This window comes from Ahrensia sp. R2A130 (assembly GCF_000179775.1).
Taxonomy (GTDB): Bacteria; Pseudomonadota; Alphaproteobacteria; order Rhizobiales; family Rhizobiaceae; genus Pseudahrensia.
The window spans coordinates 219,001-241,226 of record NZ_AEEB01000017.1 but is presented as its reverse complement, the minus strand read 5'-3'; the positions used below and the strand labels follow the sequence as shown (position 1 = coordinate 241,226).

Here is a 22,226-nt window from a genome sequence, read left to right as displayed (position 1 = left end):
ATCTGATGGCAGCTCTGCAATCGTTCGTGATTCGACGGGACGTATTCTCACTTCAAGAAAACAGAAATCTATATTTTCGAGACCTAGAAAACGCTGGTTGAGACGTGTCGCACGTGTATTAGGCAGTGTATAGAAAGGCACGTTATCGTGGCCGGCACGCCATGCGGCGAGTTCTCTATACGCCGCGAAGATACACGCGTAGTTCCTATGTTCAGGTTCGACGTAAAGATCTGCGAGAAGAGCGCATGGCCCGTTTGAACGCTGAAGCCTAGGAAATATAACGCAACCACCAACAACTACGTCGCCTGCTGAAAGCAGTACAAGAACGCTACCTGCACCAAATCCCGTGACGTAACGTCTTTCAAGATCGAAGGACTTGAGACCGAAGCGCCTGTCTAGGCCACCGGACTTCAACAAGCAGACCATCTCTATGACGGCCTGACCGAAGCCGTCACAAGATGGTTCGTATATCTCCGCTGTGTATTTCAAGCGATTAGTCGTTAGCCCATTTCCAGAATGATCTTCGGCATTGCGCGGCCTTCGTGGATGTCGATAAAGCTCTGTGCGCCTTCCGCTAGCGGACGGTTTTCGATCCAGCCGTGGGTCTGGATAATGCCGCGTGTCAGCAGCTTTAGTGCGGCTGCAAAATCATAGCGTGAGTAGCAATAGGTACCCGCGAAAGTGATCTCTTGCAGCGTGAAATAACGTGTGTCCAAGCCGTCGCCTGCTTCCTGCAGGCCGACATGGATAATCGTGCCGCCAGGCATCACCAGTTGGCCGGACGCCTTGCGCGTGACGGGTGCGCCAACGCAATCCATCACCAAGTCGGCAGTCTGATCATCCGGCGCGCCTGAGGCTGGATCATAAGCGCGGCAATCCACTGCGGCTTCCAGCACGGCGCGACGTTTCTCGTTGGGTTCGGCAATCCAGAGGTCTTTGCAGCCTTGGTCTGCCAGCACGATTGCGGTCAGCACGCCGATGGCGCCGCCACCAAGGATGACGCAACGGCTTTCAGCCACAGGACGGCGCAAAGTTCTGCGTGCGACTTCTACAGCGTGAACACAAACGGCTAGCGGCTCGGCCAATGCAGCATCGGCGGATGAAAGCGCATCATCTAGCGGGTAGAGATTGCGCTCGGCTGCAACGGTTTTTTCAGCGTATGCGCCCGGCAGTTGCATGCTCATCATCTGCCGGTCCGGGCACAGGTGATCGTCGCCCGAAAGGCAATGACGGCAGGAGCCGCATGAATGGAGTGGATTGATTGCGACCCGCTGCCCTTCGTAACGCCCGGATGCGGCTATACCGACGGCCTCGTGACCAAGAATCAGCGGCGGCACGCGGCGCGGATCGTGTCCGTGCCATGCATGCATATCCGAACCGCAGATGCCGCAATGGGAGACATCCACCAAAATTTCACCAGCACCGGGAACTGGGTCCGATGCATCGTGAAGTTCCGACTGCATTGTGCCGGTGTAGTAAAGGGCGCGCATGGTTTAGTCCTCTGCAGACAGATCAAAATTCTCACCGGGGAAATATTTGGCAAGGCGCACATCCGATGTGCGGGCGTGGCCTTCCATACCCTCGAGACGCGAAATGCGGGCGCTGGCGATGGCAACATCCCGTGATGCTTCACGGGTGGCCTGCTGCCATGTGACGATTTTTAGGAACTTGTGGACCGACAGGCCACCCGTGTAACGCGCCGCGCCGGATGTCGGCAGAACGTGGTTCGTACCGGATGCCTTGTCGCCGTAAGAAACGGTGGTTTCTTCGCCAAGGAAAAGCGAGCCGTAGCATTTCAGGCGTCCCAACCACCAATCCAGATCATCCGTCTGCACGGTGAGGTGCTCCGGCGCATAATCATCGGACGTCGCAGCCATTTCCTCGCGGTCGGCACAGAGGATGACTTCCGCATAGTCGCGCCATGCAGCAGCGGCGTTCTCGCGGTTGGTTTCCGGCAGCGTCGAGATCAGATCAGGAACGCGGGCCATGACTTTTTCGGCCAGTTCACGATTGTCGGTGACGAGCCAGACGGGTGAATTGTAACCGTGTTCGGCCTGACCCACGAGGTCGGCAGCAACGATTTCAGCATCTGCCTTACCGTCGGCCAGAACGAGGCTGTCAGTGGGGCCTGCGAACATATCAATGCCGACACGGCCAAAAAGAATGCGCTTGGCTTCAGCAACAAACTGGTTGCCGGGACCGGCCAACACATCAGCTTCAGGCATACCGAACAGACCGAAGGCCATCGCGGCCACGCCCTGCACACCGCCCATGGCGATGATATGATCTGCGCCGCAAAGGTCTGCCGTGTAGATGATCGCCGGATGCACACCGACGCCGGGGCGCGGTGGTGAGCAGACAGATACTGTTTCGACACCTGCAACACGAGCCGTGGTTGCTGTCATGATGGCGGAGGCGATGTGGCTGTAACGACCACCGGGAACGTAGCAACCGGCTGCACGAACGGGAATCGCTTTCTGGCCCGCCGTAAAGCCAGGATTCAGCTCCATGTCGAAATCTTGCAGGCTGTTTAGCTGGCCTTCGGCGAAGCGGCGAACATTGTCGTGAGCGAACTGAATATCGTCCTTCAGCTTTTGCGGCACCTTCGCAGCAGCGGCTTCGATCTCCTCACGGGTGATGACGACGTTGCCATCATATTTGTCGAACTTCGCAGCATATTCACGGGCAGCATCTTCGCCGCCCGCTTCGATGCCGTTGAGGATGTTCTGAACGATCTCGCGCGTTTCGGCGGAGTCGGTCTGGGACGTGATGTCCGCTTTTTTCAGGTATTCGATTGGCATCGTTTTATTCCAAATGGGAGATCGAGATTACGGAGTGGTCCAGCCGGTGTAGCTGAAGAACGGCTGCGGGTTGCCTGCCATCCAGTCCGGGAACCACAGGATGAGACCTGGGAAAGCAAACATCAGCGACAGGCCAAGAACCTGAATGCACATGAACTGCATCATGCCGAAATAGATGTCCTTCAGATCCCATTCAGGCACCACGCCCTTGAGGAAGTAGGCCGATAGCGCCACCGGCGGCGACAGCCACGCGGTCTGCAGGTTCACCGCCACGAGGATGGCGAACCATGTGAGGTTCACGTTCATGCTCACCAGCAGCGGCACGAGGATTGGGATAATGATCAACACGATCGGCACCCATTCCAGCGGCCAGCCGAGCAGGAACACCAGCGCCATCACGAAGATGAGCATGGCGATCACCGACAGATCGAAGGAAAGCAGAAGCTCGGTGAGGTATTTGGGCGTACCCAGGTTCGAGAACACTGCGCCGAAGAAGTTGGACGCCGCCACAAGGAACATGATGAGGACGGAGATTTCCAGCGTCTTGATAAGCGCGTCGTAGAACTTCGTGAAAGTGAGCTTGCGATAGGCGAGCGACAACAGGATCGCACCGAACGCACCACATGCAGAAGCTTCAGCAGGGGTTGCCCAACCGGCAAGGATCGAACCCAACGCAAATGCGATGAGAACAGTTGGTGGGACAAGGCCCATGAAGAACTCGTACCAGAGGTCGGAGAAGTAGAAGCGTTCGCCAGTCCCGTTGATACGCTCCCAGCTGATGGTTTTATATATGACTAGTAGCCATAGCAGGAGAGGCAAAAAGTTGATTATGCCGAAGAATATATCACCGCCAACTATCGCTACAAAGGCAGGGATCGTGAAGTTCCATATCAAGAATATTGCGATCGCTAATCCAAAAACCAGCGAAACGACTTCAACGATTTTCCCACTTATCGATGCAGAACGGCTGATCGAATAAGCAAAGAACATCAACGCTGTCCAGAGCAGTGGAATTATCAAGCCGCTAACTGGGAAGTAGCTAAGCTGACCGGTTGCACCAGAATATATAAGTTTGATCAAAACTCCCAAAGAGCCGAAAACCCAGAGAACTTCCAGCCCATAATATTCGGACGTTTCAGGTTGCTCGTCTTCAGGCAGGATCGGGCCGAGTTTCGGGTTAATCCAGCAACGACCCAATGCGTAAAGCATATAAAGTCCCGCAAGAATGACGCCGGGCATGATCGCTGCACGGAACAATTCGGTGACGGGAATTTCTAGCACCGGACCCATGACGATCAACATGATCGAGGGCGGTATGAGAATGCCCAGAGTACCACCAGCGGTGATCGTACCGGCGGCAAGGCGTACATCGTAGCCCGACTTATTCATGGTCTTGGCGGCCATGATGCCGAGGATGGTGACGGATGCGCCAACAATACCTGTGGCAGCTGCGAAGATGGTGGAAACAAACAGCACCGCGATGAAGAGTGCGCCGCGGGTGCGGCTCATCATCAACTGCACGGCGTTGAACAGCCGCTCCATCAGGCCTGCCTGCTCCATGACGATGCCCATGAGAATGAACAACGGAACGGCGACCAACTGGTCGTCGAGCATGGTGGAGTTCACCTGCAACGTCATCAGGAAGAAGGTGACGGCCGAGCCCGCGCCCCATGACCCGAAGGTGAAAGCGAGGAAGATGAGGGTGAACGAAATCGGGAAGCCGACGAAGATCGAGAACAACATCGCGCCCAACATGAGCAGACCGATGGTTGCTTTCGAAAGGCCAAAACCACCGCCGAAGGCCGAATTAAACCAATCATCGAATGGCACGGCATCGGGGAAGAAGATCGCCAAGAATATAACGGCAACGATGGCGATGTAGACCGGCAAGAATTTCACGAACATGCGTTCGCGCTCTTTGCCCATATCGTAGAATGCGCGGAATAGTTCAGAGATGCCCTGAAGGAAAAGCAGAGCCGCACCAACTGGCATCGCCAAGCGTGCAGGCCACAAAACGGGCGCCCACGTGGAGTCCATCGTGGTTTCGCCGCGCTGGAATGCAGCCCACCAGAAGTCGGCGGACGTCCAGAAGAAAAACAACATCGCTGGGAAATAGAACAGCAGGTAGAGCGATGCGTCGGTCGTTGCCTGAGTCTTTTTCGTCCATGTGCGGTAAAGGAAGTCAGCGCGAATATGGACCCCGCGCAGAAGGGCATAACCCGCCGCAGCCATAAAGATGACGCCGGAACTCATGCGGGAAAGATCGTAGGCCCATAGCGTTGGGCCAAGGCCGAGCGACAGGGCGACATCGTTCATGTCCCAACCGGTCAGCGTGCCGAACATTGTGCGTGAGAAGACCTCGAATACCATAACGAAGATGAGCGGCACGAGCAGCAAGCAGACGATGCGTCCGGCCCACAAGTTCATGACGTCGATGCAGGCAACGATAGGACGCTGCCACGGCGTCATGTCTTCGGGCGTTTCACCGGGCTCTTCGGCACGGCGTTCGGCGATCAACTCGTCGGTGATGTCCAGTTCGCCTGGTACGACTTCATCAGCCATTGGTTCGTCCTCCCCCGGGCAGCACATTGGCCTACCCTGCCCATTCGGGCGTTTTTGTTTCCGTCACGCTTGTCGCTTGATCGGCAATTCGAAAGCGCTGCGCTCATAGGAGCAACAGCAGCACTTGCGGATAACCAGTCATGTGGTGCGAACCGGGGACGCCAAAGCGCCCCCGGCTGCAATGTTGGTTTCGAAGACTTACTTCTTGGCCAACTCGTCAGCATATGCCTTGCCGAGTGCAGCGTTAGACGCCTGTGCACCGGCCCAGAATGGAACTGCGATTGCCGCAAATTCTTTCTGGCTGTCATAGACGGTCTTGAAGAATGCGTTTTCAGCAGCGTTCTTCTCGAGCAGCGCCTTGGCAGCGTTCATGTAGGCCGGGAAGTAATCGGCAGGAGTGTCGTGAAGGATCACGCCATCTTCTTCGACCAGCTTCTTCAGCGCCTTACCGTTTTCGTAGATACGGTAGGACATAGCTTTCGAAAGCGATGCGTTGGCAGCAACTTCGATGGCTTTTTTCTGGTGATCGGTCATGGCGTTATACACATCGCCGTTGATGTACATGTCAGCGTTCACGACGACCTGGTGGAGACCCTGCAGGTAGTAGTGCTTGAGCACTTTCTGGAAACCGAACACGGAGTCAGGCTTCGGGCAGCACCATTCTGCTGCGTCGATCGTGCCTTTTTCCAGAGCTGGCAGGATGTCACCGCCACCCATTGCGACCGATGCAACACCGATGTCTTTGTATGCCTGGCCGGGAATTCCGGGAGGCGTACGGAAGCGGTATTTGCGGAAGTCAGCCATGGACTGAATCGGCTCTTTGAACCAACCGAGAGCTTCCGGGCCAACTGGCTGAAGCATGAAGCCTTTCACGTTGACGCCCATTTCCGTCCAAAGCTGGTCGTACAGCTCTTTGCCGCCACCGAACTGGAACCATGACAGGAACGCGATGTTGTCCATGCCGATGCCGCCGCCTGCTGGCGGGGAGCCGAACAATGCTGCTGCAGGGTGCTTGCCGGACCAGTAGTGCGTCCAGGCGAAGCCGCCTTCGACGAGGCCTTTATCGACAGCGTCGAGCACTTCTTTGACACCAACAACAGCGCCGGCTGGCAGCACTTCGATGGTGACCGGATCGTCGGAAGTCAGCGCAGCAACGTCAGCTGCGAAGTCTTTCAGCATCGTCACCTCATCGGCAGTTGCCGAGATAACAGACTGAATACGGATGTTGACCGGTTCCGCGAAAGCCGCGGTGGTCATGGCAGCAGCAACTGCAGTTGCTGCAAAGCCTTTGGCCAGTTTTGGCCCGAGTTTTGAAAGAACAGACATTGGTTTCCTCCCTAGTGTCTCTTTTCCGTGCCCCCGATGAATACGGTGCCATCATAAGTTCCCGTCGAAGGCCCGGGATGATGGTGTGTCACCGTATGTTCCAGACGAAGCTGCGACTATCGCTGCCAGCCTGCAATGAGACAGCGCATGAGGCGCTGCCCGCATATTCTTTTGCCTAACCCACAATCCCCGTTCCGTTGATGTAGGCGAGCAGTCCGCGGCCGGGATCGAAGATGCCTTTGTAGAGCATCTCGCCCGCAACCCAGATGAGCACGACCAGACCAACCCATGAGATGACAGGGTATTTGGTCAGCAGTTTCATGATCAGTGTCGCAAAGAAGGCCATGGCGATGATAGCGATAGCAAGCCCGACCACGAGTTTCGTGCTGTCGCCATCGGCGATTGCAGCCACGGCCAACACGTTGTCGATGGACATGGAGACGTCCGCCACGGTGATTGTCCAGAGAGCAGACAGCAGCGAACGACGCGGCGCGCCGGTGTAACCAGCCTCGGGATTCTCTGCCGTGATGAGAGCCTCTTCGGCTTTGGCGTCGAGGCTTTCGCGAATTTCTTTGTACAGCGTCCAACACACCCAGCAGAGCAGCAAGCCACCCACGAACAGCAGGCCCGGGATAGCGAGCATCTTCGTTGCCACCAGCGCGAAAATGATGCGCAGAACAGCAGCGACCACCATGCCGAACAGGATTGCCTTCTTGCGAAGCTCCGGCGCAAGGCCAGCAGCGGCCATGCCGATGATAAGAGCATTGTCACCGGACAAAACGAGGTCGGCGACAATGATACGACCGTAGTCTGAAACCAGATCCCACATCAGGCGGCATCCTCTAAAATGAAATCGGAAGCCCGTTCGCCAATCATGATGGCGGGGGCGTTCGTGTTACCGGAAACGATCATGGGCATGATGGAGGCATCGGCAACGCGCAAGCCTTCGATACCATGAACGCGGAGGCGCGAATCGACGACAGCCATGGTGTCAGAACCCATCTTGCAGGTGCCTGTAGGGTGATAAATCGTGGTCGCCGTATCGCGCGCCCAATTCAAAATTGCATCATCATCGTTGTCTGCAATTGCAGCACCGGGCGCATATTCTTCGATGATTTCGGACTTTGCAGGTTCGTGGCGAGCTATGCGGCGGGCGACCTTGATCCCATCGACGATGGTTTGCTGGTCCAGCGGCGTTGCCAGATAATTGGGATGGATGACCGGATGATCTTCGGCGCGTGCAGACTTGAGTTCCAAATGACCGGCGCTTTCGGGCCGCATCTGCAAAACGGACGCAGTGAAAGCGTCGAACGGGTGGGTGCCGGTGCCGATCTTATCGGTCGAGAACGGCTGAAGATGGAACTGGATATCAGGCGTCGCCAGTTCTGGCCGTGTTTTCAAATAACCGGTGCCGAGACTGGCTGCCATTGTCATCGGGCCGGTGCGCTTGAGCGCATATTCAGCCGCGATGAGCGCTTGCTTCAGCAGCGAGTTGGTTTCGGTGTTGATGGTGGACGAGCGGCATTTGAAAATCGGGCGCGCTTGCAAGTGGTCTTGCAGGTTGCGGCCAACACCCTTTGCTTCGTTCCGCACTTCGATGCCATGTGCCGAAAGCTGTTCGCCCGACCCGATGCCGGACAGCATAAGAATCTGGGGCGAACCGATAGCGCCGGCAGAAAGAATAACCTCGCAGCGCGCTTTGATCGTCTTCGGCGCAGCCTCACTACCGGCTTCGATGCCGACAACACGATTGCCGTCCAACAGGATGCGGCGTGTCTGGAGACCGGTCAGAACGGATAGGTTCTGGCGGCTACGGATCGGCTTGAGATAAGCTTTGGCTGATGAGCAACGCTGGCCCTTGTGAGCCGTAAGCTGGAAGTAGCCAATGCCCTCCTGCGTCTTGCCATTGTAATCATCATTATACGGATAGCCCGCATCTTGAGCGGCCTCGACATAGCGGTCGACACACTGGCGGCTGATGCGTGTTTTGGAAACATTGAGGGGGCCGGAACCGCCGCGCAGATCGCTCTCGCCATCTTCCCAATTCTCCGAGCGTTTGAAGCAAGGAAGAACATCGTCCCAACCCCACCCTTCGTTGCCCATCTGCCGCCAGCCATCATAATCTTCACGCTGGCCGCGCACATAGAGAAGGCCGTTGATGGAAGACGAACCGCCAAGCACACGACCGCGGGGCCAGTTGATAGAGCGACCGTTCAAGCCCGGATCGGATTCAGTCTTGAAGGCCCAATCCATCTTCGGATTGCCCATCGTTTTGAAGTAGCCAACGGGAATGTGAATCCAAGGCGACGTGTCGCGCCCACCAGCCTCAACGAGAGCGACAGTGTAACGACCGCTTTCCGAAAGACGGGCGGCAAGGGCACAACCGGCAGAGCCGGCGCCGACAACGACGAAATCAAATTCCAAGCGGCTCCCCCTCGCCCGAACGCTGCATCCGGTTCCGGATGCAGCCTCTCCCACTTCACTGGCCTTCGGAATATGAGGCCTTGACGAAGACTATCAAAAAATGAGACTTTTAGTCTCGTTAATGAGAGTGAACCATGGTCCATCCGACCTGACAAGTGTGGATCGCGACTTTTTGTCCACTTGGGGATTGATGACCGGCAACTGCGTCAGCCGGTGATGGGGGAAGCAAAGTGCTGGATGAAAAGAACGGAAATACGGGAATAATAACAGCAGAGGTTGATTCGACCTCCCGCATTGCCACCAACATGCGCATGTTGTTGATCTTGGAAGCGCTCTCAAAAAGCCCGGTGCCACTGTCACCGACCGAAATCAATCGCTCTATCGGCCTGCCGAAACAGTCGATTCACCGGCTGTGCCAAACACTCGTGGATGAGGGTTTTATTGTTCGCGATCTTGCTGGCAAACGGCTGGCCCCTGCCCCCCGTGCGCTGACGATGGCGCGAGGTATGTTCCGCGCCGACCGTCATTCTTTTGCGCGACGCGAGGTGCTGGAGCAGGTCGCCAAAGCTACGCGGGAAACAGTCAACCTCGCTGCTCCCGAAGCCGGTGGCATGACCTATCTTGATCGTGTGGAAACGGACTGGATTTTCCGCACCGAACTGCCGGTTGGCTCGCGAGTGCCATTCTACTGCACAGCATCAGGTAAGTGTTATCTGGCAAGCCTCGAGCGCCGCGAATTGGACCGCCTTCTGTCCACGCTGGAATTCGAGCGCCGAACGAGCAACACCTATGTCGAGCGCGACGAGTTGGATGCGGAACTACACAGGATAAAACAGCAGGGCTTCGCGCTGGACGAAGAAGAACTGTTCGATGGCATGGTTGCCATCGCCGTTCCAATCTACGACCGCAGCCACCGCTTTCTTGCTGCACTGGCCTGCCACGGACCGACACTGCGGCTGGATCGCGAACGGCTTCTGGGACATCTTGATGTGATGCGCGATGGTGCCGAACAACTGGCGTCGCTGGATATCTAGGAGGTTCGTTGAAATGTCCGACGCCAAAGTTGACCCACGTTTTCAGCCGGTTTCCGGTTTCGATCTTCCCCGCTTTGCGGGCGTTCCAAGCTTCATGCGCTTGCCGCATATCGTGGAAGGCGATGCGCTTTATAATGATGTGCAGATCGGCCTTGTCGGTGTGCCGTGGGATGGTGGAACGACGAACCGCCCGGGCGCGCGCCATGGGCCACGCCAGTTGCGCGACCTATCCACCATGATCCGCGCGCAACATCAGTTCACCGGTGTTCGGCCATTTGAGCTGGTGAACTGTGCCGACCTTGGCGACGTCCCGCCCAACCCCGCCGACCTGATGGCGACGCTGGATCGTGTCGCAGAATTTTATAGCGATTTGAAAACCTCCGGCATCGTGCCGCTGACCGCCGGCGGCGATCATCTGATCTCGCTGCCCATTCTGCGCGGGCTTTCCGGCGGTGATGCGGTGAGCATGATCCACTTCGATTCGCACACCGATCTGTTCAACGAGTATTTCGGCGGGACACGCTACACACACGGCACGCCGTTTCGCCGCGCAATCGAAGAAGGCATTCTCGACCCGAAACGCACTATCCAGATCGGTATTCGCGGGACGATGTATGATGATGAAGACCGCCGGTTTGCAGCAGATGCCGGTGTCACTCTTATCCTGATCGAAGAGTTGATGGAGCGCGGTGTTACAGACGTGATGGCGCAGGCGCGCGATCTCGTCGGCGATACGGCGACGTATGTCAGCTACGATATCGACTTCATCGACCCCGCCTTCGCGCCCGGCACAGGCACACCGGAAATCGGTGGGCCAGACACGTTCACCGCCCAGGCAGTGGTGCGCGAGCTCGCCGGACTGAATCTCATCGGAGCCGATCTTGTTGAAGTCTCTCCGCCCTTCGACCCATCAGGTAACACGGCTTGGGTCGGCGTTTCGATCATGTTTGAACTGCTGTGCGTGCTGGCACCGGCTGTGGCTGAACGGGCGCGGTAGATAAGCAGGCTGCAAAAAGACGCGGTTATGTCGTCGTGATGCCGCAATTGCCGCAAACATCGTTCCAAACGCTATTGGGCGATGCGCTAATGCGGTCCAAGAAAGCGAAAACCGGGAATTCACATTTCGTTAACCCCAACGCTTGAGCCGCGATTAACCGGACTTGGTTATCGTTTGGCAAATATAATCCGACCCATTTGATCGATATTGAAGCGATCTATCTTCAGGAGCTTGCGCCATGCGCCAGATGACCTCTTCCTCGACCGTCGCCCGCGCGGCGCTCATCGTGTCGCTCTCCGCCCTCGTGGCCGTAACCGGCTGCTCGCGCAAAAAGCCGTTGCCGGACAACGCTAATCAATTGGGCCTTGGCAATGGTAATACAAACGGCGCCGCTGCCGGTTCGACACAGGACTTCACGGTCAATGTCGGTGACCGCGTGTTCTTCACGACCGATTCTACGTCTCTAACCGGCGATGCCCGCGCGACATTGGACAAGCAGGCCACATGGCTTTCGCGTTATGGCAATTACTCAATCGTAGTCGAAGGCCATGCGGACGAGCGCGGCACCCGCGAATACAACCTTGCACTCGGCGCACGCCGCGCAGCGGCAACACGCGATTATCTGGTGGCTCGCGGAGTGAACCGTGGCCGCATCCGCACGATTTCTTTTGGTAAGGAGCGCCCGGTTGCCGTTTGTAACGATATTTCCTGCTTCTCGCAGAACCGTCGTGCCGTTACAGTGCTCGGCGGATCAAGCAGCTAACTGGCTGTAGCCAAATTGAAGGTCGTTTCCATGCGTCTGCGCCTCTTTCTTCTCGCCTCTCTAGTGGCGCTCCCCGTTCAGGCGTCCCAAATCGTGCCGCCTGCACAGGTTGGCAACAGCCTGCCGGTCATAAACGTGCAGTCGGCAGATAGCTTTCGCGTCAACGAGCTGGAGGAACAAATCCGCCAGCTCAACGGACGCGTGGAAGAGCTGAACTTCATCCTGCTGCAACTGCAGGAGAAGGTTCGCAAGATGGAAGAGGACAACGAGCTTCGCTTTCAGGAAATCGAAGACAAGCAGGGAAATCTCGGCGGCGATGATAACAAGGATGTTGCCTCCACCGATCAGGGGGCGAGCGACAGCTTGGGAAAGCCCTCAGCCTCCGCGCCTGAAACTTCAGGAGAGCGGACTGAAGACGTTTCTCAGACAGGTACTGTTGGCAGCGGAAGCGAACCGCGACTGATCGACCCGACAACCACGGGCCCAACGACAGACAACGGCACAACCGGTTTGCCCCCCGCGCCACGCGCACCAGGCACGATTACGTTTGACGAAAATGGCAACGTTAAAGGCTCGGTAGAACCGGGTCGCACGGTGGAAACCGACGACGGCGCGGTTCTTCCACCGGTCTTTGGCGACGGGACCGCTGGCGCTGTCGAAGCATCACAATATGGCGCGACTCCAGACGAGGTGCTTGCTGCTGGCCGCGAACAACTCGATGGCCGCAACTATCCCGACGCGCAAAAGGCGCTGGCGGCACATATTCTGGCTTGGCCGGATGATCCCCGCAGCGGCGAGGCCTACCACTATCTGGGGCAGGCCATGTTCTGGCAGCGGGACTATTACCAAGCCGCGGAAATGCATCTGAAAGCGCATAATGATTACCCGCAAGCGCCCACGGCTGCCGATAATTTGCTCGGCCTAGGCCTTTCGCTTGCAGGCCTGAACCAGCGCGAAGTGGCCTGCGCGACATATGCTGAGGTTTTGAAGCAATATCCGGACGCAAAGAATCGTTTGGGAGACCGCGTGAAAGACGAGCAGGCTGCTGCCAAGTGTTCCTGACAGTTCATTAATCTTCACTGATCTGCTGCGGTTTCCAAAACTGGCCGGCACTCCCATAAGGGTGCAATGAACCCGCCTTCCCTTCCCGTATTGGTCGCTATTTCAGGTGGTTCGGACTCGTCCGCACTTCTTCACCGGCTGCATCGCGAAATTGCCAAGGGCAATCTGTTCGCAGCAACAGTCGATCATGGCTTGAGACCGGAGGCTGCTGAAGAGGCGCTACAGGTGGAGGCTGTTTGCCAAAAACTTGATGTAGCCCACGCAACACTTCGCTGGTCCGGAGGAAAGAAGACCGCAGCATCCGCGCGAGCCGCGCGCTACGATCTTTTGGTGGCTCACGCACAGTCCTTGGGCGCCGCCACAATTGCCCTTGGTCATACGATGGACGATCAGGCTGAGACTGTTTTCATGCGGGCGATGCGCCTGCGCCCAACAAGCAACACGCGCGGTTTGGCAGGCATGACTGCATGCACGCACCATTTGGGTGTCACGCTTTGGCGACCGTTGCTTTCAACCCGACGGACGGCGTTGAGAGAAGACCTTTCGGCCGCTGGGCTCACCTGGATCGAAGACCCGACTAACCAAGATACCAGCACGGAACGAGTGCGCGTGCGGAACCAACTGGAAGCGCACAGTTCAACAGTCCACCACTTGGCGCGTTTCGCAGCCATCTGCGCCCAGAGCAGAAGCTGGCTCGCACAGGAAACAGCCACAGCCATGCGCAACTACGTGCGCTGGCGGAACGCCGATAATGTCTGGATAATCTCTGAAATCCCCCGGTTGCAGAAACTGGTGCTTCGCGAAGTGCTCTCTGTGCTCATCATGGCCGCTGGCGGGCAACCTTACAGACCAGCTCTAGCGAAGCTTTATCCCGTAGCAGACGCGGTAGAGCGCAATAAAAACCTCCGTTACAGCGTCGGTCGCTCTGTTGTGCAGGTGCTTGGCGACACGATCATGGTTAGCCGCGAAGGACTGCGTCGCAACGAGAAACCGTCAAAACCAACCACAGAATCAGCCAGTAACGGTCTCTACAGGTTTCGCTCATCAGCTGATGACCCGATCGCGGAAGCGCTGGAGCGTGTTCTTGCAGAACCACTTTAGCTCAACACGTCTTCATCATACTGGCACAAACACCCTGCTCAATTGACGCATTGTCGTGATCGCGCCTTGGCAGTCGCGCCTCACGCTCCTATCTTGGTATATAACCAAAGACGGTCTGACATTAGGATCGTCGGCAAATGCCCTCTTCGCTCCCGGATGGGGTTGGCACCAAACGCTGGACCTTTGTATGAACCAGAACCTTCGCAATGTCGCACTTTGGGGCCTTATCGCCCTTCTGCTCGTGGCGCTTTTCCAATTGTTTCAGTCACCCTCGGATAACTCTCCGACGACTGACATCGCCTATTCGAGCTTTTTGACCGCGGTTGAAAAGAAGCGCGTGCAGTCCGTGACGATTTCTGGAGACAGGATTTCTGGTCGCTACAACGACTCTTCGACAGGGTTCACCACATTTACTCCTTACGATCCGGAGTTGGTGAAAACGTTGCAGGCTCAGAACGTAGAAATTACTGCAAAGCCTGCAACCGATGGCCGTTCCACGTTGGGCGGCATGTTCCTTCAGTGGTTGCCACTGCTGCTGCTGCTGGGTGTGTGGATTTTCTTTATGCGCCAGATGCAGTCCGGTCAGGGCAAAGCGATGGGCTTCGGCAAATCAAAAGCCAAATTGATGACCCAACACGAAGGCAAAGTAACCTTTGCTGATGTGGCAGGCGTAGATGAAGCCAAGGAAGACCTCGTTGAGATAGTGGATTTCCTGCGCGACCCGCAGAAATTCCAGCGGCTTGGTGGCAAGATGCCCCACGGCGTGCTGCTCGTTGGCCCTCCCGGCACAGGTAAAACGCTGACAGCCCGTGCCGTTGCCGGTGAAGCTGGTGTGCCGTTCTTTACAATATCAGGTTCGGATTTTGTCGAGATGTTCGTTGGCGTCGGTGCAAGCCGTGTCCGCGATATGTTCGAGCAAGCCAAAAAGAATGCGCCCTGCATCGTCTTCATCGATGAGATCGACGCTGTCGGACGTCACCGTGGCACGGGCATGGGCGGCGGCAATGATGAGCGTGAGCAGACATTGAACGCGCTGCTGGTTGAGATGGACGGCTTCGAAACTAATGAAGGTATCATCCTGATCGCGGCAACCAACCGTCCCGACGTGTTGGACCCTGCCCTTCTGCGTCCGGGCCGTTTCGACCGTCAGGTCGTCGTGTCCAATCCGGACATCATGGGCCGCGAAGCCATCCTGAAAGTTCACGTTAAGAACGTTCCGCTTGCTCCTAACGTTGATCTGAAAGTCGTAGCTCGCGGTACGCCCGGCTTCTCCGGTGCAGACCTGATGAATCTCGTAAACGAAGCTGCTCTTTTGGCCGCCCGTCGCGAGAAACGTCTTGTTACAGCTGCGGAATTTGACGACGCAAAAGACAAGGTGATGATGGGCGCAGAACGTCGTTCCATGGTCATGTCGGAAGAAGAAAAGCGCAACACCGCCTATCACGAAGCTGGTCATGCGCTGGTGGCTATCTCGGTGCCGTCATCCCACCCAGTTCATAAGGCCACGATCATTCCCCGTGGCCGTGCGCTGGGCATGGTGATGCAGCTGCCGGAACGCGACCAGATTTCCATGTCATACGAAGAAATGACATCGCGTCTGGCCGTCATGATGGCGGGTCGAGTCGCGGAAGAGCTAACATTCGGCAAGAAGAATGTTACGTCTGGCGCATCTTCCGATATCGATCAGGCAACGAAACTTGCCCGCGCGATGGTCACGCAGTGGGGCTTTTCCGACAAACTCGGCAAGGTCGCATATGGAGAAGATCAGCAGCAGGTCTTCATGGGCCAGTCCATTGGGGGATCGAAAAGCGTGTCGGAAGAAACTGCGCAGATCATCGATGATGAGGTTCGTCGTCTGGTGGATGAAGGCTTTGCTACGGCCAAGAAAATTCTGACCAAGCGCAAGAAAGATCTAGAAGCGCTGGCACAGGGCCTGCTTGAATATGAAACGCTGACGGGTAAGGAAATCGACGAGTTGATGGACGGTAAACCACCATCGCGCGATATGGGCGACGATACTCCGCCAACGCGTGGCAGTGCAGTTCCAAAATCCGGTGCAAAAGCTTCCGGCAAAGGCGAAAAGGGCGATGAGCCTGATGCCGATGGTCTTGAACCACAACCGAGCTAACTGGTTGATATTAACGCGGTCGCAACTGCGTTGACGTTACACAGACGGGGTGTTGCCACAGGCAGCGCCCCGTTTGCACTTTTGCAACCGGTTTCGCCGTAACGCCTCGTCATAATTCGTGAATCTGATTTTTGCGCGGGTTTGCTATGAAGCAGGTCATAGGTCGAGCCGGAATCATATCTGCAGATCGGCAATCAGATTTCCGTGGTTAACCTGAGGGCAAGCAGGCTGACGCACCAAACGATACCGATGCAGTGGCAAGGTCCACACTTCGGCTTGAAGGGGAAGAGCATGTCCACGAAACGCAAATATTTCGGCACCGACGGTATTCGCGGCTACGCCAACCGTTCGCCCATGACCGCTGAGACCGCGATGAAGGTCGGCATGGCCGCAGGCGTTGCCTTCAAACAGGGCAACCACCGTCACCGCGTCGTGGTGGGTAAAGACACCCGTCTTTCAGGCTATATGATCGAAAACGCATTGGTTGCTGGTTTCACCGCAGCTGGTATGGACGTTTTTCAACTTGGTCCCGTGCCAACCCCCGCCGTCGCCATGCTGACCCGTTCCATGCGCGCTGATATCGGCGTGATGATTTCAGCGTCTCACAACGCTTACCACGACAACGGCATCAAGCTGTTCGGCCCCGACGGGTTCAAACTGTCGGACGAAATCGAACTGGAGATTGAGCGTCTCATCGACGAAGACCTGACACCGCAGCTTGCCGGTGGCCCTGATATTGGCCGCGCCAGCCGCGTGGATGGCGTCGATGACCGCTATATCGAGTTTGCCAAGCGCACCCTGCCCCGCAATCTTTCGCTGTCTGGTCTGCGCGTGGTGATCGATTGCGCCAATGGCGCGGCCTATAAGGTCGCGCCTAAAGTGTTGTGGGAATTGGGCGCGGAAGTCGTGGAAATCGGCACCAGCCCCAACGGCACAAATATCAATTCTGAATGCGGTTCGACCTCAACCGGCGCACTGGTGCGTAAGGTCAACGAGGTCCGTGCCGATATCGGTATCGCGCTGGATGGCGACGCGGACCGCGTCATCATCGTGGATGAAAAATCCAATGTAGTAGATGGCGATCAGCTCATGGCACTGGTGGCAGGCTCCTACCGCAAGAAAGAACTGCTGACCGGTGGCGGTATCGTTGCCACCATCATGTCCAATCTCGGCCTCGAACGCTGCATGCAGGCACAGGGCCTTAACCTCGCGCGTACGGCTGTTGGCGACCGTTACGTGGTCGAACACATGCGCAAGCATGGCTACAATGTTGGCGGTGAACAATCCGGCCATATCGTGATGTCGGACCACTCCACCACCGGCGACGGCCTAGTGGCAGCACTTCAGGTGCTCGCTGTTGTTCAGGAATCCGACAAGCAGGTTTCCGAGGTCTGCAACTGCTTCACGCCAGTGCCGCAAGTGCTGAAAAACGTGCGCTATAGCGAAGGCGAGCCGCTCAAGGACAAGGCTGTTGTGGCCTCGATTGATGATGGTCGCCACCGTCTTGCCAATCAGGGTCGCCTCGTCATCCGCAAGTCCGGCACCGAACCACTTATCCGCGTTATGGCAGAAGGTGATGACGCCGGATTGGTGCGCAACGTTGTCGACGATATTTGCGATACGCTGCGCAAGGTTGCTGCCTAGTACATCGCCGAACGGACCGCTTTCGCCGTCCACCAAAAATGCCTAACGTTCCGGCTGAAAATTATTGCCGGAACTCATCATGTCTCATCTGTTTTCACCCATCACGCTGCGCGGGCTGACGCTTGCCAACCGCGTGGTCGTCGCACCCATGTGCCAGTATTCTGCCATCGATGGGGTGCCGAACGACTGGCATCTCATGCATCTGGGTCAATACGCTGTGGGCGGTGCAGGTTTGGTGTTCACCGAAGCCACCGCGGTTGAACCGGAAGGGCGCATCACACCTGGCTGCCCTGGGCTTCACAATGACAAACAACAAGCCGAGTGGGAGCGGATCATCTCGTTTTTCCGCAATTATGGTGCCGCAAAAATCGGTATCCAGATTGCTCATGCCGGACGCAAGGCTTCAGCTAATGTCCCGTGGGATGGAGGCACGCCGCTTGCTGAAAATGACGGCGCGTGGCGCACCGTTTCGGCGTCTGCCCTACCCTATGCCGATGGCTGGCACACGCCGCATGCGCTTTCGGGCAACGACCTTGCTCAGTTAAAAACAGCCTTCGTGGATTCGACCCATCGGGCCGTTGCTGCCGGTTTTGACGTGATCGAATTGCACGCGGCCCACGGCTATCTGATGCATCAATTCTTGTCGCCAATCTCAAACCAACGAAGCGACGCGTTCGGTGGTCATCTCGCGGGTCGTATGGCGTTTCCGCTGGAAGTGTTTGAAGCCATGCGAATCGCGGCAGGTGATACCCCGTTAGGCGTTCGCATTTCTGCATCTGATTGGGTTGCCGACAGCTCATGGACCATTCAGGAATCAAACGTCTTTTGCACTGAGCTAAAGGCGCGAGGGTGCGATTTCATCGACGTGTCGTCTGCTGGCAATAGTCCGCAGCAGAAGATTTCAACCGGTCCTGGTTACCAAACGGGTTTCGCCCAAGCGGTGCGCGAAGCGACCGGATTACCGGTTATGGCGGTTGGCAAAATCACCAACGCAATTCAGGCAGAAACGATATTGGCGACAGGCCAGGCTGATATGGTGGCGCTCGCCCGTGGCATGTTGCTGGACCCGCGTTGGGCGTGGCGTGCGGCTGAAAAGCTTGGCGAACAGGCAACGTTTCCGCCGCAATATGCGCGCTCCAGCCCCGCATTGCGAGGCGAGCCGATTCCCGGAAATCCGCCCAAGGCGGCGGACTGACAGAAGCCGGCATGCAAGTGACGAGTTCGCTACTATGCCGAGTAAAGAGCGGCGATCTCGAATTTACACCCTGCAAACACTAGCTTCGCAGGCATTGAGAAAAGCCGAACCGAACAATTCATTTTGCTCGGTGCCAAGAGGCTTTTTATGCGATGAGAACCTTTGCCAATGACCCAACCTTATGCGCAGCAAAGGTCGTCCCCAAAAACAGTACAGAGCCCACGACCCAAACATAACTGCCCCAAGCAATAACTTCGCGGCCTGTCAGACGTTTCTCGCATTTAGTCTTTCTGATCATCAATTCATCCCCTGATAGTCGATTAGCATTCATGTGCGTTGAATGCATTGCTCTCTATGGTTGTATTTTCTCCCCCAATATTCCGGTTTATGGTTAACGAGTGGTTAACCGGAGCGAAAATTACAACCCTGGGTAGCATTTGATTTTTGTTGAAATCGACACCCACGCATTGCAGCAGAAATTTGGCTAGCAGTAGCCTTCAACGCCGGCCCATTGGGAGCGGCTATACCTGTCACCAGCCGCCCAGCCGACGGGCAGAATTGCTTCGATCTGCATCATATTCTCGTCGGTCAGTTTTAGCGTGCTCGCAGCAGCGAGTTCCTGCAAATGTGCGGTAGATCGCGTTCCCGGTATCGGCAGCAGATGCTCTCCACGGGCCAAACACCACGCTACGGCCAGAGTTGGCGACGTCGTTCCCATATCCTGTGCCAGGGCTTTGAAGCGCTCCACGTAAGCAAGGTTTCTAGCCAGATTAGGCTGCGCAAAACGCGGCGTGCCCGTTCTGAAGTCGCCCTCCCCGAAAGTCGCAGGATCAGGTGCCTGCGTCGCAAAGATGCCTCGACCAAGTGGCGAGAACGGAACGAAAGCCACATCCAACTCTTTGCAGGTCTCGATCATTCCGAGATCGTGATAGCGGGTCCAAAGTGAGTATTCGCTTTGGACAGCGGCAACCTTTCCCATTTCGGAGATTGTGCGCAGGCTGGCTGGGGAAATCTCGCAGAATGCGATGTGCGCAATTTTTCCCTCCTGCTGAAATTTCAGCATCGTGCACATCACATCTTCGATGGGTCGGTCGTCGCGCTTGTGGACGTAATAGAGTGGGATCTGCTCCATCCGCAGGCGCTTCAATGAACCCTCTAGGCAGTCGCGTAGATATTCTTCGTCATTGCGAAAGCCGCGCGCACCGCTATCCGGATCACGATAAATACCGCCTTTGGAGGCCACGACGAAGTCATTGTCGTGGGTGTCCATGAACTCGCCGATGATCTCTTCTGAAAGGCCGTTGCCATAGGCTTTGGCCGTGTCGAGGAAATCGATGCCCAAATCCTGGCAAGTGCGAAGCGTATCGAAGCTTTCCGCTTTATCGGTAGGGCCATACGATCCGGCGAAGGACCAGCACCCCAAGCCGATCTCCGACACCATTGGGCCATCGGTTCCCAGTTTGCGCTTGTCCATTGTCCGCCACCTACCCGTCGTTATTCGAAACCGCATGTTGACGCGGGACGCCTAAGAAGGGAAGCACAACGCGAAACGGGCCGCCCTGTTGGGCGGCCCGCTGCAAAATCTCTGGGACGTTGGCTTATTTGGCTGCTTCCAGCGACAAGCGTGCCAAACCGGCAGAGATGTTGATGCCGGTTTTTCCTTCGATGGAGAATGGCTGAAGGCCAATCTTCTTGGTCGAGCCGCCGACGAGCGCATTGGCACCGAGGCCGATACCGATTGCACCACCGGCAGAGACGCCGACATAGGTACCTGCAAGCGCATATTGGCCGGTTTCCTGACCTTGCGGCGTATACACGATCCACTGAATGACGGATTCACCGGAAACGCCGATATCCAGGCCCAGTTTGCCTAGAGTGCCAGTATATTCTTCCACGCCGCCATCGTTCAGTTCGAACGCGCAGATGGCTTCTTTGCTGGAGCCAATGAGCAGGCCTAGGCCGCCTTCGACGTCGCAGGTCAGCACACCAAGGCGGGTGCCGGTCACTTCTGCCTGAGCAGGTACGACGGAAGCGAGCATTGCGGTGCTCATTGCAGCGGCAATAGCCAGCGAAGCTGTTTTGCGGAAATTTTTCATGAGTGTTCCCTTTCGAGGGTCGGCCATCCCTACCCTTTCGGGTCGAACGGACTTTATCGGGCGCTTTATGTATCGACCGCGCCTGTTGGTCTGCACTTAGTATACGCCCGACGTGAGGAACCGTTGCATCACAATAAGTAGCCCTTGAAACTGCGGGCCGCCTCACAAGATCGTAATCGTAATAAAAAACCCCGCCCACAGAGTGTCCGTGAGCAGGGTTAGGGCAGGATTGGTTTGAGATGGGAGGGTTCTCTTACCGCTCTGCCAAACAGGGATTTCGCCCCCTGCAATGCAGTGTTCGTTTGCGAATTAGCTGGCTTCTGCCAGTTCCGCGCCTTCAGGCTCGCGCAGCACGTAGCCACGGCCCCAGACGGTTTCGATGAAATTGGTGCCGCCGGTGGCGGAGGCAAGCTTTTTACGCAGCTTGCAGATGAAGACGTCGATGATCTTCAATTCGGGCTCATCCATACCGCCATAAAGGTGGTTGAGGAACATTTCCTTGGTGAGCGTGGTGCCTTTGCGAAGCGAAAGCAGCTCCAGCATCTGGTACTCTTTGCCGGTAAGGTGGACGCGCTGGCCGGCGACTTCCACGGTCTTGGCATCAAGGTTCACCTTGAGATCACCGGTGGTGATGATCGATTCGGCATGACCCTTGGAGCGGCGCACGATGGCCTGAATGCGGGCTACAAGCTCATCTTTATGGAAGGGCTTGGTCATGTAATCGTCAGCGCCGAAGCCGAGACCGCGTACCTTGTCTTCGATACCGGCGAGACCGGAAAGAATGAGGATAGGCGTTTTTACCTTGGAGAGGCGAAGCGTGCGAAGAACCTCATAACCCGACATATCGGGGAGATTCAGATCCAACAGGATAATATCGTAGTCGTAGAGTTTGCCGAGATCGACGCCCTCTTCTCCCAGATCCGTTGTATAAACGTTGAAGCTCTCGGACTTCAGCATCAATTCGATGGACTGCGCTGTGGCGCTATCATCTTCAATCAGCAGGACTCGCATCATAGACCCCTTAAGGCTGCGACCCACCCTTGACGTGCTGGTTCGCGTTAAATTTTCTCTACCCGAACGCAACACTGGTTCA

At 56.5% G+C, this 22,226-nt stretch carries 17 protein-coding genes; 8 read left to right on the top strand and 9 right to left on the bottom strand.

Annotation, left to right across the window (positions count from 1 at the left end; genetic code table 11):
- Positions 1–500 precede the first annotated feature (500 nt).
- The 6 genes from R2A130_RS10370 to R2A130_RS10345 form a co-directional block, all read right to left on the bottom strand.
- Positions 501–1,490 (bottom strand): alcohol dehydrogenase catalytic domain-containing protein, encoded by a 990-nt coding sequence (locus R2A130_RS10370; protein WP_009757999.1) that lies wholly within the window; start codon positions 1,488–1,490, stop codon positions 501–503.
- Positions 1,491–1,493: 3 nt separating this feature from the next.
- Positions 1,494–2,801, bottom strand: a complete 1,308-nt coding sequence (gene hisD, locus R2A130_RS10365) for a histidinol dehydrogenase (protein WP_009757998.1) — start codon at positions 2,799–2,801, stop codon at positions 1,494–1,496.
- Positions 2,802–2,828: 27 nt separating this feature from the next.
- The gene (locus tag R2A130_RS10360) at positions 2,829–5,363 is read right to left on the bottom strand and encodes a TRAP transporter large permease subunit (protein WP_009757997.1); all 2,535 of its coding nucleotides are present in this window, start codon (positions 5,361–5,363) and stop codon (positions 2,829–2,831) included.
- A 198-nt stretch (positions 5,364–5,561) separates the two neighbouring features.
- Complete coding sequence (locus R2A130_RS10355; protein WP_009757996.1) at positions 5,562–6,689, bottom strand: TRAP transporter substrate-binding protein; 1,128 nt, start codon at positions 6,687–6,689, stop codon at positions 5,562–5,564.
- A gap of 175 nt (positions 6,690–6,864) precedes the next feature.
- Positions 6,865–7,518, bottom strand: coding sequence for a YjbE family putative metal transport protein (locus R2A130_RS10350; protein WP_009757995.1), 654 nt, complete (start codon positions 7,516–7,518; stop codon positions 6,865–6,867).
- Entirely contained in the window at positions 7,518–9,113 is a 1,596-nt protein-coding gene (locus R2A130_RS10345) for a GMC family oxidoreductase (RefSeq protein WP_009757994.1), read from the bottom strand. The genes R2A130_RS10350 and R2A130_RS10345 overlap by 1 nt, the downstream gene beginning before the upstream one ends.
- 230 nt (positions 9,114–9,343) lie before the next feature.
- Here R2A130_RS10345 and R2A130_RS10340 point away from each other — a divergent pair, with 230 nt between their 5' ends.
- From R2A130_RS10340 to R2A130_RS10300, 8 genes are all read left to right on the top strand, one after another.
- On the top strand, positions 9,344–10,147 hold the full coding sequence (locus tag R2A130_RS10340) for an IclR family transcriptional regulator (protein WP_009757993.1): 804 nt from the start codon (positions 9,344–9,346) through the stop codon (positions 10,145–10,147).
- A 13-nt stretch (positions 10,148–10,160) separates the two neighbouring features.
- A complete protein-coding gene (locus R2A130_RS10335) occupies positions 10,161–11,144 on the top strand; it encodes an agmatinase (RefSeq protein WP_009757992.1) in 984 nt (327 codons plus the stop codon).
- Positions 11,145–11,382: 238 nt separating this feature from the next.
- Positions 11,383–11,907: a peptidoglycan-associated lipoprotein Pal gene (pal, locus tag R2A130_RS10330; protein WP_009757990.1), complete on the top strand. Its 525-nt coding sequence runs from the start codon at positions 11,383–11,385 to the stop codon at positions 11,905–11,907.
- A gap of 30 nt (positions 11,908–11,937) precedes the next feature.
- The gene (locus R2A130_RS17595; RefSeq protein ID WP_009757989.1) at positions 11,938–12,969 is read left to right on the top strand and encodes a tetratricopeptide repeat protein; all 1,032 of its coding nucleotides are present in this window, start codon (positions 11,938–11,940) and stop codon (positions 12,967–12,969) included.
- Between the two features lie 66 nt (positions 12,970–13,035).
- Complete coding sequence (gene tilS, locus R2A130_RS17590) at positions 13,036–14,070, top strand: tRNA lysidine(34) synthetase TilS (RefSeq protein ID WP_009757988.1); 1,035 nt, start codon at positions 13,036–13,038, stop codon at positions 14,068–14,070.
- A gap of 187 nt (positions 14,071–14,257) precedes the next feature.
- Positions 14,258–16,198: an ATP-dependent zinc metalloprotease FtsH gene (gene ftsH, locus R2A130_RS10310; protein WP_009757987.1), complete on the top strand. Its 1,941-nt coding sequence runs from the start codon at positions 14,258–14,260 to the stop codon at positions 16,196–16,198.
- A 291-nt stretch (positions 16,199–16,489) separates the two neighbouring features.
- The gene (gene glmM, locus R2A130_RS10305; protein WP_009757986.1) at positions 16,490–17,842 is read left to right on the top strand and encodes a phosphoglucosamine mutase; all 1,353 of its coding nucleotides are present in this window, start codon (positions 16,490–16,492) and stop codon (positions 17,840–17,842) included.
- 79 nt (positions 17,843–17,921) lie between these two features.
- Complete coding sequence (locus R2A130_RS10300; protein ID WP_009757985.1) at positions 17,922–19,037, top strand: NADH:flavin oxidoreductase/NADH oxidase; 1,116 nt, start codon at positions 17,922–17,924, stop codon at positions 19,035–19,037.
- 484 nt (positions 19,038–19,521) lie between these two features.
- On the opposite strand, the gene R2A130_RS10290 is transcribed toward R2A130_RS10300, so the two are convergent.
- The 3 genes from R2A130_RS10290 to ctrA all read right to left on the bottom strand — a co-directional run bounded on the left by R2A130_RS10290 (position 19,522) and on the right by ctrA (position 22,144).
- Positions 19,522–20,511 carry an aldo/keto reductase gene (locus R2A130_RS10290; RefSeq protein ID WP_009757983.1) on the bottom strand — a complete coding sequence of 330 codons (990 nt, stop codon included), beginning with the start codon at positions 20,509–20,511 and terminating at the stop codon, positions 19,522–19,524.
- A gap of 124 nt (positions 20,512–20,635) precedes the next feature.
- Entirely contained in the window at positions 20,636–21,133 is a 498-nt protein-coding gene (locus R2A130_RS10285; protein WP_009757982.1) for a DUF992 domain-containing protein, read from the bottom strand.
- Positions 21,134–21,442: 309 nt separating this feature from the next.
- Complete coding sequence (gene ctrA / locus R2A130_RS10280) at positions 21,443–22,144, bottom strand: response regulator transcription factor CtrA (protein ID WP_040305762.1); 702 nt, start codon at positions 22,142–22,144, stop codon at positions 21,443–21,445.
- Positions 22,145–22,226: the final 82 nt, after the last annotated feature.

Excerpts from the sequence above, each read along its gene's own strand:
- R2A130_RS10300 (WP_009757985.1), top strand. The coding sequence starts at position 17,922 with ATGTCTCATCTGTTTTCACCCATCACGCTGCGCGGGCTGACGCTTGCC.
- pal (WP_009757990.1), top strand. The coding sequence starts at position 11,383 with ATGCGCCAGATGACCTCTTCCTCGACCGTCGCCCGCGCGGCGCTCATC.
- R2A130_RS10290 (WP_009757983.1), bottom strand. The coding sequence starts at position 20,511 with ATGGACAAGCGCAAACTGGGAACCGATGGCCCAATGGTGTCGGAGATC.
- R2A130_RS10285 (WP_009757982.1), bottom strand. The coding sequence starts at position 21,133 with ATGAAAAATTTCCGCAAAACAGCTTCGCTGGCTATTGCCGCTGCAATG.
- glmM (WP_009757986.1), top strand. The coding sequence starts at position 16,490 with ATGTCCACGAAACGCAAATATTTCGGCACCGACGGTATTCGCGGCTAC.
- R2A130_RS10370 (WP_009757999.1), bottom strand. The coding sequence starts at position 1,490 with ATGCGCGCCCTTTACTACACCGGCACAATGCAGTCGGAACTTCACGAT.
- R2A130_RS17595 (WP_009757989.1), top strand. The coding sequence starts at position 11,938 with ATGCGTCTGCGCCTCTTTCTTCTCGCCTCTCTAGTGGCGCTCCCCGTT.
- R2A130_RS10360 (WP_009757997.1), bottom strand. The coding sequence starts at position 5,363 with ATGGCTGATGAAGTCGTACCAGGCGAACTGGACATCACCGACGAGTTG.
- R2A130_RS10335 (WP_009757992.1), top strand. The coding sequence starts at position 10,161 with ATGTCCGACGCCAAAGTTGACCCACGTTTTCAGCCGGTTTCCGGTTTC.
- R2A130_RS10350 (WP_009757995.1), bottom strand. The coding sequence starts at position 7,518 with ATGTGGGATCTGGTTTCAGACTACGGTCGTATCATTGTCGCCGACCTC.
- tilS (WP_009757988.1), top strand. The coding sequence starts at position 13,036 with ATGAACCCGCCTTCCCTTCCCGTATTGGTCGCTATTTCAGGTGGTTCG.
- ctrA (WP_040305762.1), bottom strand. The coding sequence starts at position 22,144 with ATGCGAGTCCTGCTGATTGAAGATGATAGCGCCACAGCGCAGTCCATC.
- R2A130_RS10355 (WP_009757996.1), bottom strand. The coding sequence starts at position 6,689 with ATGTCTGTTCTTTCAAAACTCGGGCCAAAACTGGCCAAAGGCTTTGCA.
- ftsH (WP_009757987.1), top strand. The coding sequence starts at position 14,258 with ATGAACCAGAACCTTCGCAATGTCGCACTTTGGGGCCTTATCGCCCTT.
- hisD (WP_009757998.1), bottom strand. The coding sequence starts at position 2,801 with ATGCCAATCGAATACCTGAAAAAAGCGGACATCACGTCCCAGACCGAC.